This window comes from Acinetobacter sp. GW821-FHT01E09, from assembly GCF_059422385.1.
Genome location: NZ_JBWKWU010000001.1, coordinates 645459 through 659848 on the forward strand (window position 1 = coordinate 645459; position 14390 = coordinate 659848).

Below are 14390 nucleotides of genomic sequence, written 5' to 3' on the forward strand. Positions count from 1 at the left end.
TTTGGTGAAAACGCTTAAAAATAATATGAGGCGTTGGTAGAGCATATTGTCGAACAAAATGTGGTGTTGCTTATCTTGGATTAGAGCCTAGCGCTACGAGTACGCAACAACATGCGCCATAAATTCCCTAAATCTCTTGAGCTCCCTATCATTTCATACAAAATACTGACGGAATAAGGCTGCTGCCAATATTCCTGCTGCAATCGCCAACAGTGGTTTTTTAAGCAGTAGCATAACGATCAATGTCGTCAGTAACGCTAAACGAGCGCCATGATCACCTTCAACCGCAATAGGGGCCAAAAGTGCAACCAGTACAGATCCCGACATTGCATTAATGAATCGTTGCACACGATCATTAATAGGAACATATGACATAATCAAAACACCGCCCCAGCGAGTGGCTAATGTCACAATGGCCATAATAAAAATAATAATCAATGGATATGTGGTGCTAATTTCTAGGTTCATACCCGTTTCTCTTTCCAGAAAATTCCGACAATTCCGCCAAATAAGGCACCCACAACGACATGACTATTTTCTGGTAGGTACCAATAAGCCAATAATGAGCTACAGGCTGCGATTGTCCAGATGATGAGTATTCTGAGATTTTTTTGTCCACCGACAACCATCGCCAGTAGAAAACAAGCCATGACCATATCTAATCCCAACAATGCAGGATGATGAATGACATTACCAAAATAGAAACCCAACCCTGTGCCTAAAACCCACGCGAGCCAAAGCGCAATGCCTCCTCCAAACAATAAGCCCATCCCTGATTCACCACGATTAAATGCTTGTAGTGAGAGTGCCCAATTGGCATCAGAAATAACCAGCAAGATACTGTATCGTTTGATGGGAGGCAGGTGGCGTAACCAAGGATAAAGAGATGCGCCCATTAAAAGGTGCCGAGCATTGATAAAGAAAACTGTGACTATTAATGGAATCAGTGATATTTGCGCGCCCCATAGTTCTAAAGTCGCAAATTGAGATGCTCCTGCAAAAACAAAGCTACTCATTAACATGATAGAGCTATTGTCTAGTCCAGTTTGCGTTGCTGCTAAACCGAAAGCAGCCCCAAAAATTACCACGAAAGATGAAATTGGAAGAAGGCTTTTAAAGCCTGACCAAACTTGGGAATAACTTAAACTGTAAATATCTGGGTCAACATTCGACAAAATAATTTCCTTATCTTTTTAAATTTTCTAGTGAGCTATATAGCTAATGATCGCTGATGAAAATTAGGGGGGAATTTCCTTCTTTTCTTAATAAATTATGGACTTAGAAAGTTAGAATGAAAAGTGCATAATTCTTACATATACTATTCGAAAATCGAATAATTTGGTGGAATCATGAATCTACAAAATCTACAGATTGATTGGTTAAAATGTTTTGTCGCAGTTGTTGATACAGGTTCTCTTTCAAATGCAGCACCTGAGTTATGCCGTTCACAATCTGCTGTCAGTATGCAGTTAAAAAAACTGGAAGGTGCTTTAAAATGCCAACTTTTAGTTCGAACGCATAGACAAATTCAACTCACTTCTGAAGGACAACTTCTTTTAGGTTATGCAAGGCGGATACTCGATCTACACCATGAAACACAAATGGCTTTCAATGGAGAAGAGTTAACTGGTCGGATTAGACTTGGTGTACCCGATGATTACGCTGCTAAATATCTAACGCCTGTGCTTAAGCGTTTTGCACCGCGTTATAGTGGCGTTGAAATAGAATTTATTTGTGAACAATCGACTTCATTGATCCCACGTATAGAAAATGGCGAGATTGATTTAGCCTTGATTTCAAGAGATAACCCCCGTCAAGGCACTTTATTGTTTCATGAGCCAATGGTGTGGGTAGGTTCTCCCCAATTTGAATTATGGCGTGAAGATCCGATACCGATTGCTGTTTATGAAAGTACCAGTTTAGCCAAAAAAAGTGCGATCAATTCACTCGCATTGCAAGGTCGCCGTTATCGTGTAGTTTATAATAGTTCTAGTTTAATCGGGCAAATTGCAGCAGTTGAAAGTGGTTTGGCCGTCGCAGTTTTCACACAATGCAGCGCGCCTCAGCATTTAGAAATTTTGGGAGCGGAGCACGGACTAGGCCCATTAGTACCTATGGAAGCATCTGTATATAGAAGTAGAGCCTCGCTTAATTCAAAAGCGGTCGATCATTTATATGAGCTTTTAATTAAGACATTAAGGCAATCCATTACCTATTAAAAAGATTTTTATTCGTTACCTCATCTTCTTATGTATCAATATGATGTCTTAGGATGAGTTGTGCTTTCTAGTTAAACATTGTAAAAGACAGCACTGTCAACGATTAAAATTTATAAACGACATACATTCGTAATGATCGATATATTTCAGTTATTCAACTAAATAATCTAAAGTGCTATTTCTTTTGATTAATTTTGGAACTAACTTTATAGAGTCTACTTGCTTCTTATTTATTTTTTTTAATAATAACTCCATCGCGGTGAATCCCATTTCGGACATTGGCGAAGCTATGGTTGTAAGTGGAATAGGAAGTTGAGCTGTTAAAGAAATGTTATTAAACCCGATAACTGCAATATCTTTTCCAGGAATATAGCCTTTATCCTTGATTGCGCCCATTACGCCAATCGCAATAAAATCATTCACCGTGAAAATTGCTGTAGGCAGCTCATTTTTGGATAGAATTTCAAGTCCAGCTTGATAGCCAGAATCAACATCAAAACCACAATTGATAATGTAGTCATCTGGGATTGTTATATTTTTACTGGCGCTATAGTCTTTAAAGCCTTTGGTTCGTAATAGACCCGTACTCGCAAAAGCTTCACCCGAAATGATAGCAATCCGACGATGCCCCTCAGCGATTAAATGTTCTGCTGCTAAGCTTCCACCAAGATAATCATCACAGGTAACAGAGGTAAAATTTTCTAAACTACGACTTACAAGCACAAATGGAATGTCTCGTGCTATTAATTCATTAAAAAACTGATGCGAGTTTTCAGTTCCTGTATGTGCATCTGCAATGATTAAACCATCTACTTTTCTAGAAAGGGCCATTTCACCCAATTTTTTTTGGTTGGTAGGCAGATCATTGGTATTGGAAACGAATGTAAAATAATTATTTTGCGTAGCGGCGGCATCAATGCCTTCATAAATATTTGCCAATACAAGATCTGATAATTTTGGAACTAAAACCCCAATTACATTGGTTTTCTGGCTCTGTAAACTTTTTGCTAAAGTATTTGGTCGGTAGTTTAAATCGGCTGCTAATTTTTTTACTTTTTCTATGGTTTCTGGGGCGGCAGCGGAACTGGCATCATCCATAGAGCCGTTTAGTATTCTTGAGACTGTAGAAACATGTAAGCCAAGTTCTTTTGAAAGAAATTTTAAAGTTACATTTTTATTTGATCGATTCATATGAAACCACAATAGCCAGAAGCAACATTTTAGCATTTTCCCTCTTGAAAGTTAGAGAAATTATTTGATTGTTGTTTAAAATTTGACAAGGGCAAACGTTTGGGTTAGATTTTTAACACAACCCAAACGTTTGGGTTGATTTGGATAATCAATGAGGTAAGAACATGGAAGAAACTTCAGTTAGCCCAGTAAAAGTGGCCGTTATACAATTTGATCCACAAGTGGGTATGGAAAATCGAGAAAGGAATTTACGCCATGGATTAGATTTGGCGCTTCAAGCTGTCAACAATGGCGCAAATCTTATCGTAATGCCGGAGTTAGCAAATACAGGCTATTTATTCACAAATAGAAAAGAGGCATTTGATCACGCAGAAGAAATCCCGAATGGACCAAGTGTTCAAGTCTGGCAAGATTTTGCGCGTAAACATTCAATTTATTTGGTTTCAGGAATCGCAGAAAGAGAGGGTGTTCGTCTTTTTGATACTTCAGTTTTAATCGGACCTGACGGGCTTATTGGGAAATATCGTAAGGCACATTTATGGAATCTTGAAAAACTTTGGTTTACGCCTGGTGATACAGGCTTCCCTGTATTTGAAACACCGATCGGAAGAATTGGGATGTTAATTTGTTGGGATATTTGGTTTCCAGAAGTTCCAAGAATATTAACCCAACAAGGTGCGGATATTATTTGTAGTGTAAATAATTGGGTTTGGACACCACCGCCATTATTTGATGAAAGTGGTAAGTGTATGGCCTCATATCTCACCATGACTGCTGCACATGTCAATAATGTCTACATCGCTGCTGCAAATCGAGTTGGAGCTGATAGAGGTGAACGTTTTCTTGGATGTTCATTAATTGCAGGCACCAATGGTTGGCCAATCGCGGGTGTTGCAGATGCAGAAAAAGAAATGATTCTGTATGCAGATATTGATTTGGTTGCTGCACGTGGTGCGCCGATTTGGAACAAGCATAATGATTTAATCCGAGATAGACGAACTGACATGTATGACACGATGTTAGGCTATAAATCTCACAATATTTTCCCTCGCTAATCCATGTGGGGGATATATGAAAAAGAATTATCGGATTGAAATGATTGATATTGTCATCGCAGCATTGGTCATGCTGTCTACAATTATCATCGTGGGAGTAGTTGAAAAGTACTCCCTCCAAATTTGGGATAATTACGCAACAATGCAACCACCAACATCCACCTTAACTTGGTTAAGGTGGGGGCTGGGTGATGTAAGTGAAGCTCAATTTTATAAAAGTGAATTGGCATCACTTGGTTTATTCGTGGGTGCAGGCATTGCTTATTATTTTTCAAAAATGCGTTCGAAATGGCAAGGGTTTCAACTAAGTTATGGAACGGGGCTATTTCCATGGATTTTATTGAGTTCAAGTTTAAGTTTGATTCTGAGTAATATCATTTGGGGATGGACGCTTATTGAAAGTAACTCGTGGCAACCCACATTTGTGACGTTTGTGTCATTACCCGCTGCAACAGTACTTATGTATGGGCGTGGCTTTAAAATAGCAATAATTGGCGCAGTTGCTGGGGCACTATTTGTAACCCCTTCTTCGTTGATCATCGTCAACTATGTATGTGTTCCTTTAAATTTGCCAAGTATTATTGGTAATGTCTTAGGCATGGCAATTGGTAGCTTAATCGCATTTATTCTTTTTAAAAAATTTAATTTAAGTTGTTTGGTCAAACAAACAAAAAAACAAGAGCCAATCGAAGAAGAAAAAGAGATTGAACAAAAAGAGATCGAACCAAAGGCTACAAATCCATTTTGGGTTGTAAGACGAGCGCTTGCTGACTTCTCTGAATCTCAATTTATTGCAAATGAATGGGCTGGATTGGGCTTAATTATTGGCGCTTTGTTGGCAATTTATCTGAACCCTTTAAGTATTTCATATGGAAGTGGGCTGATTGGAAATATATTAATTAGTCAAATGTTAGCTGCATTGACGGCAGTTATTCTATGGAAAAGTAAATGGGAAAAATATGGGTGGTATCCGACATATATTCCGATTTCTTCAGTTGCACCAGTCTCTGTTTTAGTCTTCGGTGGAAGTCTAAGCTCCATTATTTTAGGTGCATTTATTGGTGCATGCGTTGCCCCACCTTTAGCTGCTTTTATTTCAAAGAAACTTCCTAAATACCAACATCCATATATAGGCAATGTGGTTTCTATGGCAATTACATCGCTATTGGCTTTGGGCACAATTCATCTGGTTTCCTGAATCTATATTTTTATATACAAGGAGTTGTAATGTTAACGTGTCCAGTAAAAGGCTATTTTTCTGAACTTGATGTTGAGCAAATTGCGAAAATGCTTAGGTCAAAAGAAATTACTGCCAAAGCACTTACACAACAGAGTTTAAATTCAATCAATCAGCATAAAGCGTTAAATGCATTTTGTTACATCGATGATGAATATGCGATACAACAAGCAGAATATGCAGATGAACTTTTTAATCAAGGAATAGATCTTAGTCCGTTACAGGGTATACCGATTGCGATAAAGGATAATATTGAGACTGCGCAACTTATAACCGCTATGGGGTCCAATTTTTTCAAAGACTATTTACCTGAAGTCGATGCTGAATGTGTACAACAACTTAAAGCTTTAGGCGCGGTGATTATTGGAAAAACCAACACGCATGAGTTTGCCTATGGGCCAACAGGGGATATTTCTGCACATGGCGCGACAAAAAACCCATGGAACCTTGCAAAAATTTCAGGTGGATCGAGTTGTGGTAGTGCTGTAGCGGTTGCTGCTGGACTTGTACCTATCGCAATTGGGACTGATACAGGTGGCTCGATTCGTATACCTGCAAGCTTAACAGGAGTTATGGGTTTTAAACCGACCTACCAGCAATTTCCAATGAAAGGTGTTTTCCCTTTGTCTAAGAGCTTAGATCATTTAGGCATATTAGCAAAAAACGCTCAAGAGATTGATTTAGTTGTTTCTTTATTAAAACAAGAAGATCATCAACAAAGTCATCAAGTTGTCTCCAATGCGTTAGCAACGAGATCACCGAAATTAGGTTGGGTATCTGTTGATAATTTTATTGAAAACTATGATTACCCTTTATACCAGAAATTAAAGCAGCACGTTTTTTCACTTTGGAATAATCAAATTGATGAAGTATCGAGTGCTTTAACGACTTTTAAAGATATCCATCGCTATTTTTACGTTATTCAAAATAGTGAGGCGTATGCCGTCCATCATCATCGAGTAGAGCACTCTCCAGAATTGTTTCAGAAAGATGTGTTGGAGAGGTTGCTACAAGCCCAAGAAACCAAAGGCTGGGAGTATGTGAACGCATTAGATTTTCAAAAAAAATACCAAGAAGACTTTGCTAACATTTTTGATCAGTACGATTACCTCATCATGCCGACATTGCCGATACAAGCCACTGATCTGTATCAAAAAGATTTGTATTTAAATGGCGCTTTTATAAATATTAAATCAGCTTTGCTCAGCCTGACCAATATATGGAATTTTTTGGGAAATCCTGTACTCAATGTTCCGCTATGCCATGAAAATAAAATGCCAATTGGTATTCAGATCATTGGTGCAAAGAAAAGCGATCGTCATCTTTTGGCCTTTGCAGTGAATAATGGTTTTTAGTTTTTTTATTTTTTCAATATTTAAGGTCTATTGGCCTGTTAATAAAATGATAATCAAGGATGATTTTATGAAACATGATTTGTTTAAATATACGGTATTTACACTACTTTTAAATGTGTCCTTCGTTGTAAATGCTGCGATTGAATTTGAGGGTAAGGATAAAGATTCTAAGTTAACCGTTTCTGGTGAACTGCGAGCAAGCTATCAAGAAAACAACTTTGAGAATAAGGCTTCGGATCAAAAAATTAAATTTAATACAGCTATTTTAAATATTGGGTATAGCTCTCCGAACATATTTGGGAATTTTCAATATCGTTGTTATCAATTTGATACCCTATGTGATTTTTCCACATTGGTACAAGCCAATGCTGGCTATCATTTAAACTCAACAGACAATCTTAAAGTTGGTTTACAGCCGATTCCTTTTGGGCCAGGGCAATTTTGGGACAGTAGTTTCTATGAAGGAATCAATACAACGATGGGACTTCAGGATACGATGAATTTAGGTGTTAACTACCATTTTGAATTGCCCTCATCCACCAAAGTTGATTTAGCCTATTTTGTCGCTGATGGCGGAAATTATTATGGAAAAAGTAAGGATGCTGCCCGCTATACTGCAAATATGGTGATATCCGCTGATTTGATGAAGACAAATCTGGATGAGAAAAATATGTGGATTGCACGAGTGGATCAAGACCTAAAATTTTTAGCGACGGAGGATCTTAATGTATCTGTGGGGGGAAGTTATTGGTATTCAGAAATTGAAAATAAGAAAAGTGCTGATGATGGTGCAAGAAACTCTTGGGCACTCTTTAATCGTATTCACTATAAAAATTTAAATGTCATGCTCACAGGCGGTAAGCAATCAATTCGCAATAAAGATCGCTTCAGTCCTTATAGTTCAACTTTTGGTTCATATGACGGTGAGTACGACATTGCAAATAAAGGCTTCTTTTATACTGTTAACACCAGCTACGCTTTTAAGAATGTATTGGACTCATTCAATATAACGCCATATATGGTATTCAGTGGATTTAATAAGAAAGAAAAAGGCTTTGATGATTCTCAGCGTAATATTGTGGGTGTGGCATGGGATTATAAAAAGATCACTTTATATACCGAATATATGATGAGCAAAAATGATCCGTTTATTGGTGGAACCGCCAACTCACTTGCAGCAGGAGATGATGGCAAGTGGAAAAACTTACTTAACATGATGTTTATTTATAAATTTTAAAGGTCGTTAAAAACGTAATAAAAGAGATATGTTTTAGTTAAAAATCTGTTTTATTGCAACTCAGCCCATGGTTAACGCATGGGCTTTTTTGTCTATTTAATTTATAGAAAAATATAGCTTGTTTGATTATTAGGTAAGTAGACGCATTCGATAAGTCAATGGGGGAAACTTGTCAGAGACTTTGCAAGCAATGGATAGAAAATACTCATTCCTATCACCTGATTTTTGTTCATTGGCGCAAGGAGGGAATTGTAAGCCCTTTGGCAGATTACATGATCTAAATGGCAAGGTAGAGCGTTCACAAAAGACTAATAAATCTGAGTTCTACGCTACTGTAGATATCGATTCTGAAGATATCTAAGACAATCTAGCAGAATGGCAGCATTACTATAACTGGATTAGACCACATTAAGCCTTGAAAGGTAAAATCCTCATGGAAAGGTACTTTGAATTATATGAAGAAACCCCTTTCTCAGATGAGGTCCAGAAGCAATACAATTCATCACATCAAATGAACGGATTCAACATGCCAATTACAAGATGGATTTAGAGATCGCTAAATTGAAACGATCTCTATGAACCACACAGATAATAGAAAGTGAGAGATTATTTCTTTTTCTTATTCCGTCTTATAGTTCCTTCAGGTGCCCAATTTTCTCCACCAACTGAAAAAAATCCTTTTCGAATTTCTGGATCTATTAACTCAATACTAATATTATGTTTTGCACTTTTATTAACTTTATCAGAATATAAGTAATAATTTAAAAAAGGGTCTTTTTCATCACTAGTCCATAGCTTAACAACTATTGCGCTAAAGTCATATTTGTAGCATTCCGAAAGCGTTTTTGAGTTTTTTGCAGGAAGATCTTTTTTTAATTTTTCATTGTATTCAGGTTCGAAATAACGGATTAAAGCAGCTTCAATAATCGCTGTTTTCATGTCTAAGGGTAATTGAAATTGTTGAGCATATTTTAATCTGCTAAAGTCTTCTACACCAAATATCTTTGTATGATCGATTCCATCTACAAAAGCATACTTCTGCACTGTGCCAAAATTAAAGAGACCTACTAACAACGAGCGATCAGGATGTTGGGCATTATGGTCTGCTAAAATTTTTTGTAATGTACTGTGCTCTTTTGCTCTATCTAGCGCATTCTTTGTTTTTTTTATTCCCGTACTTTTTCCAATATATAAAACTTTTAGGTCTGTTAGATCTTGCATGCTAAATGCATAAGCTATTTTTGTAGCAGTGGCAGACATGATAAAGTTATCATTCGAGTCCCAAAAAACAATGTCTGTATAAGGATATTTATCTATTGTAATTTTACTAATATTTCTAAAATTCGTAACACGATCTTCAATTCCTACTCGCTTTATTTCCCCCTTGTATCTATATTCTAATAAAACTCTATATATTAGTTCATTATTTACGATTTTATATACTAGTGAATCTGGTATAAATGCTATTCGTGGGAAATCAACTACACAGTAAATATGACATTTTTCAATTATATCATCTGGACTATCTGCAAACTTATGATCTAATGAATGTGGTGTGATGAATAAAAAGTGATCATTTCCAGTTTCAATTGCAAAATTTGTTGCATAACTTTTGTTCATCTTTATTTTACCTACAATATAGTTTTTAAACTTTTAAATTTCAGTGTTTAAGAAAACACTACTTAAATTAGCATGGAATGTGAAGTTAAAAACTTTTAGCTTTATTAAGTGAGACATAACTTGTCGCAAAAGTATTAATCGATATGTGAATTGAATATTTATTTTGTATAATTAATTAAAGTATTTAGAATTATTATGAGAGGGGCTTTATTGGATCATGGTAACATTTAAATAATACTAAACATTAAAATTTAAATCTAACAATATGAACTGCCTCGAATAAGTTACTGGGTTTGATTAAGCAAATTTTTAATATAAATGATCAGGGGCAGGAAATCCCCTGACCAACAACTCAGGACAGAAGTTCAGAGCTACTTTCAGTGTGTTTTGACAATGAACGTAAATCTGAACCAGAAGGTGCCTGATAAATCTTGAGCCCAAACTCAGGAATAATTGCCATCAGATGGTCAAATATATCGGACTGGATTGCCTCATAATCATTCCATACCGTTGTATTGGCAAATGCATAGATTTCCAGCGGTAATCCCTCACTCGTCGGCTGTAACTGACGGATAATTAGGGATTGGTTTTTAGCAATACCAGCATGTTGCTTTAGGTAGAACTCGACATAGGCCCGAAATGTTCCAATATTGGTCAGGCGGCGCTGGTTATAGATTGACTGATCTTCAAACTGTTGATTAAAGCTGTCCAATTCAGATTGTTTATTATCCAAATACTGATCCAGTAACAGGAAAGCTTTTAATTTCTGTTGTTCTTCATGGGTAATAAAATGAATGCTGGTTTGATCAATAAAGATTGAGCGCTTAATGCGTCTCGCCCCCAACAATTTCATCCCACGCCAGTTTTTAAAGGTGTCCGTCACCAGCTTATTGGTGGGAATTGTGGTAAAGGTTTTATCAAAATTCTGTACGGTAATGGTATGTAAGGACATATCAATCACATCACCATCTGCATTTAATGTTGGCATTTCAATCCAGTCACCGATACGAACCATATCGTAGGAAGAGATTTGCACCGATGCCACCAAGGACAGAATCGTATTTTGAAAAACCAGTAACAATACCGCTGCCATCGCACCAAAACCAGCAAGCAGGGTAAAAACATCTTTCTTTAAGAAGGTTCCCAAGATCAGCAGACCACAAACGATAAACAGAATCAGCTTGATCAGTTGAAGATAGCCTTTGATAGGCTTATTCAGTGATTTTGGATTACGTTGATAAAGCAAATTGAAAACATTTAAAAGTTCACTGATGGCCAATGCAATGGTCAGGAAGATAAACGCCTGTGCAGCCATTTGTATCAGGCCAACCGCTTTTAAGGACAAATGTGGAACTGTGGTTATACCATTTAAAATAACAATGGCAGGAACAATATTCGCCACTCTGCGGATAACACTATGCTGGGAAAAAATTTCACTGTGTGCAAACTTCATTTTTGAAATAAGTTTACGTATCCCGCGAACAACGACTTGTTTAGCAATATAATTTGCGACAAAAGCGAAAAAAATTAGAATGGATAATGATGTGAGCATCTCTAGCCATGGATACTGATCAGACCATTCCTGAATATTCTTTAAGAAGGCAAATTTATCCAAAAGTACAACCTCAAAATAGCAGATACGCTATTGTATTGATTGTGAATGACAATAATTTATAAAAATACTTTTTAGCTACATTCGGGCATCAATTACTTACTCAACAAGATTGACAGTCTCTCAGAAAGTCCAAGTGAGTATGTGAAGATAAGTATGCAACCGTTGGGCATAGATAAACCTAGTTTCACGGATCACAATATGCCAATCAACAGTACTTTATTGAATACGATGGAATGCTAAGTTTTAATTTGTGAGACTCAATAGTGGCTGATTTTATCCGCAAGATTAGCAATACGGTTCAGACGGCAAGACTGTGCATCTAACATTTGTCCCTGTCCTTCGGTTTTAGGATCCCAATTACAATACTTATCGGTGTTTTCCCACCATGCTGCGATCTCATCCATCTGCCGGTCTTTTTTCACACTGTCTGGACGACTGATGATTTTGGCAAAGGCCTGTTGAACGCGGTTCTTATGTTGAGCATATTCTTGGTCCATACAGTTTTGCATTTCAAATGTTACTGCACCGCTTTGCTTGATACATTGGCCATAACTGTTGCTTAATTTGGCATGAATATAAGAATCATCTGGAAGGGGACGAGACATTTCATCATTGGCAAAAGCTGCAAAAGGAAGAAGAGAGATGAACAACAATGTAGTACTTTTAAATTTTTTCATATGTTTGACCTTTAGTTTTATCTTGATCTCGATGTTCGTTCTTGAATATCTCTATGCTTTGATTCGCATTATTGAAGCAAAATCAGATAGCGTTGCAATTGTGCGGTACGGGCTGCAATACGCTGTATATCATTAAGTTCAATTTGCAAGTTGTCTGGCTGTGATTGGCCATACAACGTTGTTTCCAGTTCAGCATCACTTTGACGTGATTGTAGCCAAATACGTTGTGATGCAACCAGTTTCGATTTCTGGGTAGCATTCAAATGCGATTGTAATTTTTTATAGGTACTATTCAATTGCGTATCTTGACGTTTCGCCTCATCTTTTAGACAAGTTGCCTGTTCAATAATACCTTGTGCACTGTTGTCACAGTTTATAAAAGCTTGGCTTAATAATAAGTTTTCATTTCCTATTGGTGCTGCGAAGACCAAGCTTGAAAAAGTACATAAAAAACTGATCGATAAGCATGCTAATCGTATTTTTTTCATAAGGGATAAACTCTTGATTGATCTATCAGGATGAATGTTGACTGTTGTGCGAGCTGAATAAAACCTTGCTTGAGTATCGTCAATCACGCTTTAGCAAAGACAAACAGGGTTATCATTTTGACCAAAGTGTACCAATTTTAAACTTGAATAATCATGTATATTTGGATGTTTTTTCTAAAAACATAGATTGTCCTGTACAAATTTATTGAAAGGCCTGAGATTTATCTTGCGTATAATTACTGCTCATCGACTGTCTTATTTATATAGCTTTAAGATAGTAACCCGCATATCCATTTAAATTGAAATTGTATACATCGCATTTTTTGGAATTTTATCGCAGACTATTGATGTGAATATATTATGATCGGTTTTTTCACACAATGGTTACAGTGAATATTATTCAAATAGAATGATTTGGGTATCCGTATTTTTATTAAAATAATAAGTCTCTTAAAAAATCAAAATCCCTCAAATTTTGAAGGATTTTGATTTTAGAATGCGTTAAATAGTCTGTGCTCTATTGAGATATAGACGATCTAGCAGAGAAAATAGTGCAGAGCCCATAACCAGACATACACCAACAAGACAAGTCATGGTCCAACCACCATGGTGCCATGCATAAACGCCTAAAGCTGAACCACATGCACCACCTGTGAAATAGGCTGTCATATAGATAGAGTTAATCCGAGATTTGGCATCTGGGCGTAAACGGAAAATGATATTTTGATTGCTGGTATGAACCACAGCGAGTCCAAAGCTAATCAGGCCATAACCTAAAATATAACTGGTGAGGTACTTTCCACCGAAATAAAGCAGCGCCCAACTGACGATCATCAACGCTACCCCAATCCATGTCAGGATACTGGTATGTCCACGGTCTGCAATTTTACCAATTTTTGCAGTGGCTAAAGCACCAAATACCCCAATGATCGTTGCAACACCAACCAAAACATCAGGTAATTTAAACGGTTCAGAAGTCAGTAAAACAGCAATCGTTGAAAATAAAATACTCATGGCTGCAAATGCAAAGCCACCAATAATTGCACGATAGACTAAACGACGTTCTTCTTTTAACAACACACCCATTGAGTAGAAAATTTTGCCATAACTCATTTTAAACACAGGTACATGTGGCAAACGTTTTTTCAATAAATAAGCAAGTATTAACATTAATACTGCACTAACAAAGTAAATCAGTTTCCAGTTAAACAGGTTAGATAACAAACCCGCAAGACTGGTGGAAAGTAATAACCCAACCAATAGCCCACTCATTAAAAAGCCAACAACTTCACCTGTTTTTTCAGGTTTAACTGCCATCGTTGCAAGAGGGATTAACACCTGAGCCGCAACTGAAAATAGACCTGTAATAATTGTGCCAACCCAAAGCATGGGTAAATTGACTGCAAAAGCACACATCAATAAACCAATCGCGGCACAAAACATTAACCAAGGAATAAATTTGATTTTATTGACAATATCACCCATGGGCACAATGAATAAAAGACCAAGCGCATAAGACACTTGGGCAAAAGTCACTGTAAGTGCCACTTGTGATTCTGGCATATTGAAATAGAGTTGAATCGAGTGAATCAGCGGCTGACTATAATAGTTTGCTCCTGCGCATAAACCGCAGGCAATCGCCATCAGCCAAAGTAATGCTTTATTTTGGCTAATATCGAGTTGAGCATTCATAAAA

13 protein-coding genes and 2 pseudogenes are annotated in these 14390 nt (G+C 37.0%); 7 read left to right on the top strand and 8 right to left on the bottom strand.

From position 1 onward, the window contains the following. Window positions 1-153: 153 nt before the first annotated feature. A complete protein-coding gene (locus tag AC07U8_RS03060) occupies window positions 154-468 on the bottom strand; it encodes an AzlD family protein (protein ID WP_494737295.1) in 315 nt (104 codons plus the stop codon). After that, on the bottom strand, window positions 465-1175 hold the full coding sequence (locus AC07U8_RS03065) for an AzlC family ABC transporter permease (RefSeq protein ID WP_494737296.1): 711 nt from the start codon (window positions 1173-1175) through the stop codon (window positions 465-467). The genes AC07U8_RS03060 and AC07U8_RS03065 overlap by 4 nt, the downstream gene beginning before the upstream one ends. A gap of 174 nt (window positions 1176-1349) precedes the next feature. On the opposite strand from AC07U8_RS03065, the gene AC07U8_RS03070 reads away from it, so the two are divergent. Further along, window positions 1350-2219 carry a LysR family transcriptional regulator gene (locus AC07U8_RS03070; RefSeq protein WP_494737297.1) on the top strand — a complete coding sequence of 290 codons (870 nt, stop codon included), beginning with the start codon at window positions 1350-1352 and terminating at the stop codon, window positions 2217-2219. A 150-nt stretch (window positions 2220-2369) separates the two neighbouring features. On the opposite strand, the gene AC07U8_RS03075 is transcribed toward AC07U8_RS03070, so the two are convergent. Continuing rightward, on the bottom strand, window positions 2370-3410 hold the full coding sequence (locus AC07U8_RS03075; protein ID WP_167468924.1) for a LacI family DNA-binding transcriptional regulator: 1041 nt from the start codon (window positions 3408-3410) through the stop codon (window positions 2370-2372). Between the two features lie 164 nt (window positions 3411-3574). On the opposite strand from AC07U8_RS03075, the gene AC07U8_RS03080 reads away from it, so the two are divergent. The 6 genes and pseudogenes from AC07U8_RS03080 to AC07U8_RS03105 form a co-directional block, all read left to right on the top strand. Continuing rightward, complete coding sequence (locus AC07U8_RS03080; RefSeq protein ID WP_056513738.1) at window positions 3575-4465, top strand: nitrilase family protein; 891 nt, start codon at window positions 3575-3577, stop codon at window positions 4463-4465. Window positions 4466-4481: 16 nt separating this feature from the next. After that, window positions 4482-5663, top strand: a complete 1182-nt coding sequence (locus AC07U8_RS03085; protein ID WP_151801628.1) for a hypothetical protein — start codon at window positions 4482-4484, stop codon at window positions 5661-5663. A 29-nt stretch (window positions 5664-5692) separates the two neighbouring features. Continuing rightward, complete coding sequence (locus AC07U8_RS03090) at window positions 5693-7057, top strand: amidase (RefSeq protein ID WP_494737298.1); 1365 nt, start codon at window positions 5693-5695, stop codon at window positions 7055-7057. Window positions 7058-7124: 67 nt separating this feature from the next. Continuing rightward, window positions 7125-8294 (top strand): hypothetical protein, encoded by a 1170-nt coding sequence (locus AC07U8_RS03095; RefSeq protein ID WP_494738575.1) that lies wholly within the window; start codon window positions 7125-7127, stop codon window positions 8292-8294. A 161-nt stretch (window positions 8295-8455) separates the two neighbouring features. Next, window positions 8456-8568, top strand: a pseudogene (locus tag AC07U8_RS03100) (recombination directionality factor); the annotation flags it as partial. A 3-nt stretch (window positions 8569-8571) separates the two neighbouring features. Further along, a pseudogene (locus tag AC07U8_RS03105) lies at window positions 8572-8873 on the top strand (integrase core domain-containing protein); the annotation flags it as partial. Window positions 8874-8900: 27 nt separating this feature from the next. Here AC07U8_RS03105 and AC07U8_RS03110 read toward each other — a convergent pair. The 5 genes from AC07U8_RS03110 to AC07U8_RS03130 form a co-directional block, all read right to left on the bottom strand. Next, window positions 8901-9914: a hypothetical protein gene (locus AC07U8_RS03110; protein WP_096733015.1), complete on the bottom strand. Its 1014-nt coding sequence runs from the start codon at window positions 9912-9914 to the stop codon at window positions 8901-8903. Window positions 9915-10266: 352 nt separating this feature from the next. Further along, window positions 10267-11529 (bottom strand): mechanosensitive ion channel family protein, encoded by a 1263-nt coding sequence (locus AC07U8_RS03115; RefSeq protein WP_151801641.1) that lies wholly within the window; start codon window positions 11527-11529, stop codon window positions 10267-10269. Between the two features lie 257 nt (window positions 11530-11786). Continuing rightward, a complete protein-coding gene (locus AC07U8_RS03120) occupies window positions 11787-12182 on the bottom strand; it encodes a hypothetical protein (protein WP_270382550.1) in 396 nt (131 codons plus the stop codon). 92 nt (window positions 12183-12274) lie between these two features. Then, entirely contained in the window at window positions 12275-12694 is a 420-nt protein-coding gene (locus tag AC07U8_RS03125; protein ID WP_270382552.1) for a lysozyme inhibitor LprI family protein, read from the bottom strand. Between the two features lie 501 nt (window positions 12695-13195). Then, window positions 13196-14386, bottom strand: a complete 1191-nt coding sequence (locus tag AC07U8_RS03130) for an MFS transporter (protein ID WP_004723176.1) — start codon at window positions 14384-14386, stop codon at window positions 13196-13198. Between the last annotated feature and the right edge of the window lie 4 nt (window positions 14387-14390).

Excerpts from the sequence above, each read along its gene's own strand:
- AC07U8_RS03070 (WP_494737297.1), top strand. The coding sequence starts at position 1,350 with ATGAATCTACAAAATCTACAGATTGATTGGTTAAAATGTTTTGTCGCA.
- AC07U8_RS03090 (WP_494737298.1), top strand. The coding sequence starts at position 5,693 with ATGTTAACGTGTCCAGTAAAAGGCTATTTTTCTGAACTTGATGTTGAG.
- AC07U8_RS03080 (WP_056513738.1), top strand. The coding sequence starts at position 3,575 with ATGGAAGAAACTTCAGTTAGCCCAGTAAAAGTGGCCGTTATACAATTT.
- AC07U8_RS03110 (WP_096733015.1), bottom strand. The coding sequence starts at position 9,914 with ATGAACAAAAGTTATGCAACAAATTTTGCAATTGAAACTGGAAATGAT.
- AC07U8_RS03060 (WP_494737295.1), bottom strand. The coding sequence starts at position 468 with ATGAACCTAGAAATTAGCACCACATATCCATTGATTATTATTTTTATT.
- AC07U8_RS03085 (WP_151801628.1), top strand. The coding sequence starts at position 4,482 with ATGAAAAAGAATTATCGGATTGAAATGATTGATATTGTCATCGCAGCA.
- AC07U8_RS03095 (WP_494738575.1), top strand. The coding sequence starts at position 7,125 with ATGAAACATGATTTGTTTAAATATACGGTATTTACACTACTTTTAAAT.
- AC07U8_RS03125 (WP_270382552.1), bottom strand. The coding sequence starts at position 12,694 with ATGAAAAAAATACGATTAGCATGCTTATCGATCAGTTTTTTATGTACT.
- AC07U8_RS03130 (WP_004723176.1), bottom strand. The coding sequence starts at position 14,386 with ATGAATGCTCAACTCGATATTAGCCAAAATAAAGCATTACTTTGGCTG.
- AC07U8_RS03075 (WP_167468924.1), bottom strand. The coding sequence starts at position 3,410 with ATGAATCGATCAAATAAAAATGTAACTTTAAAATTTCTTTCAAAAGAA.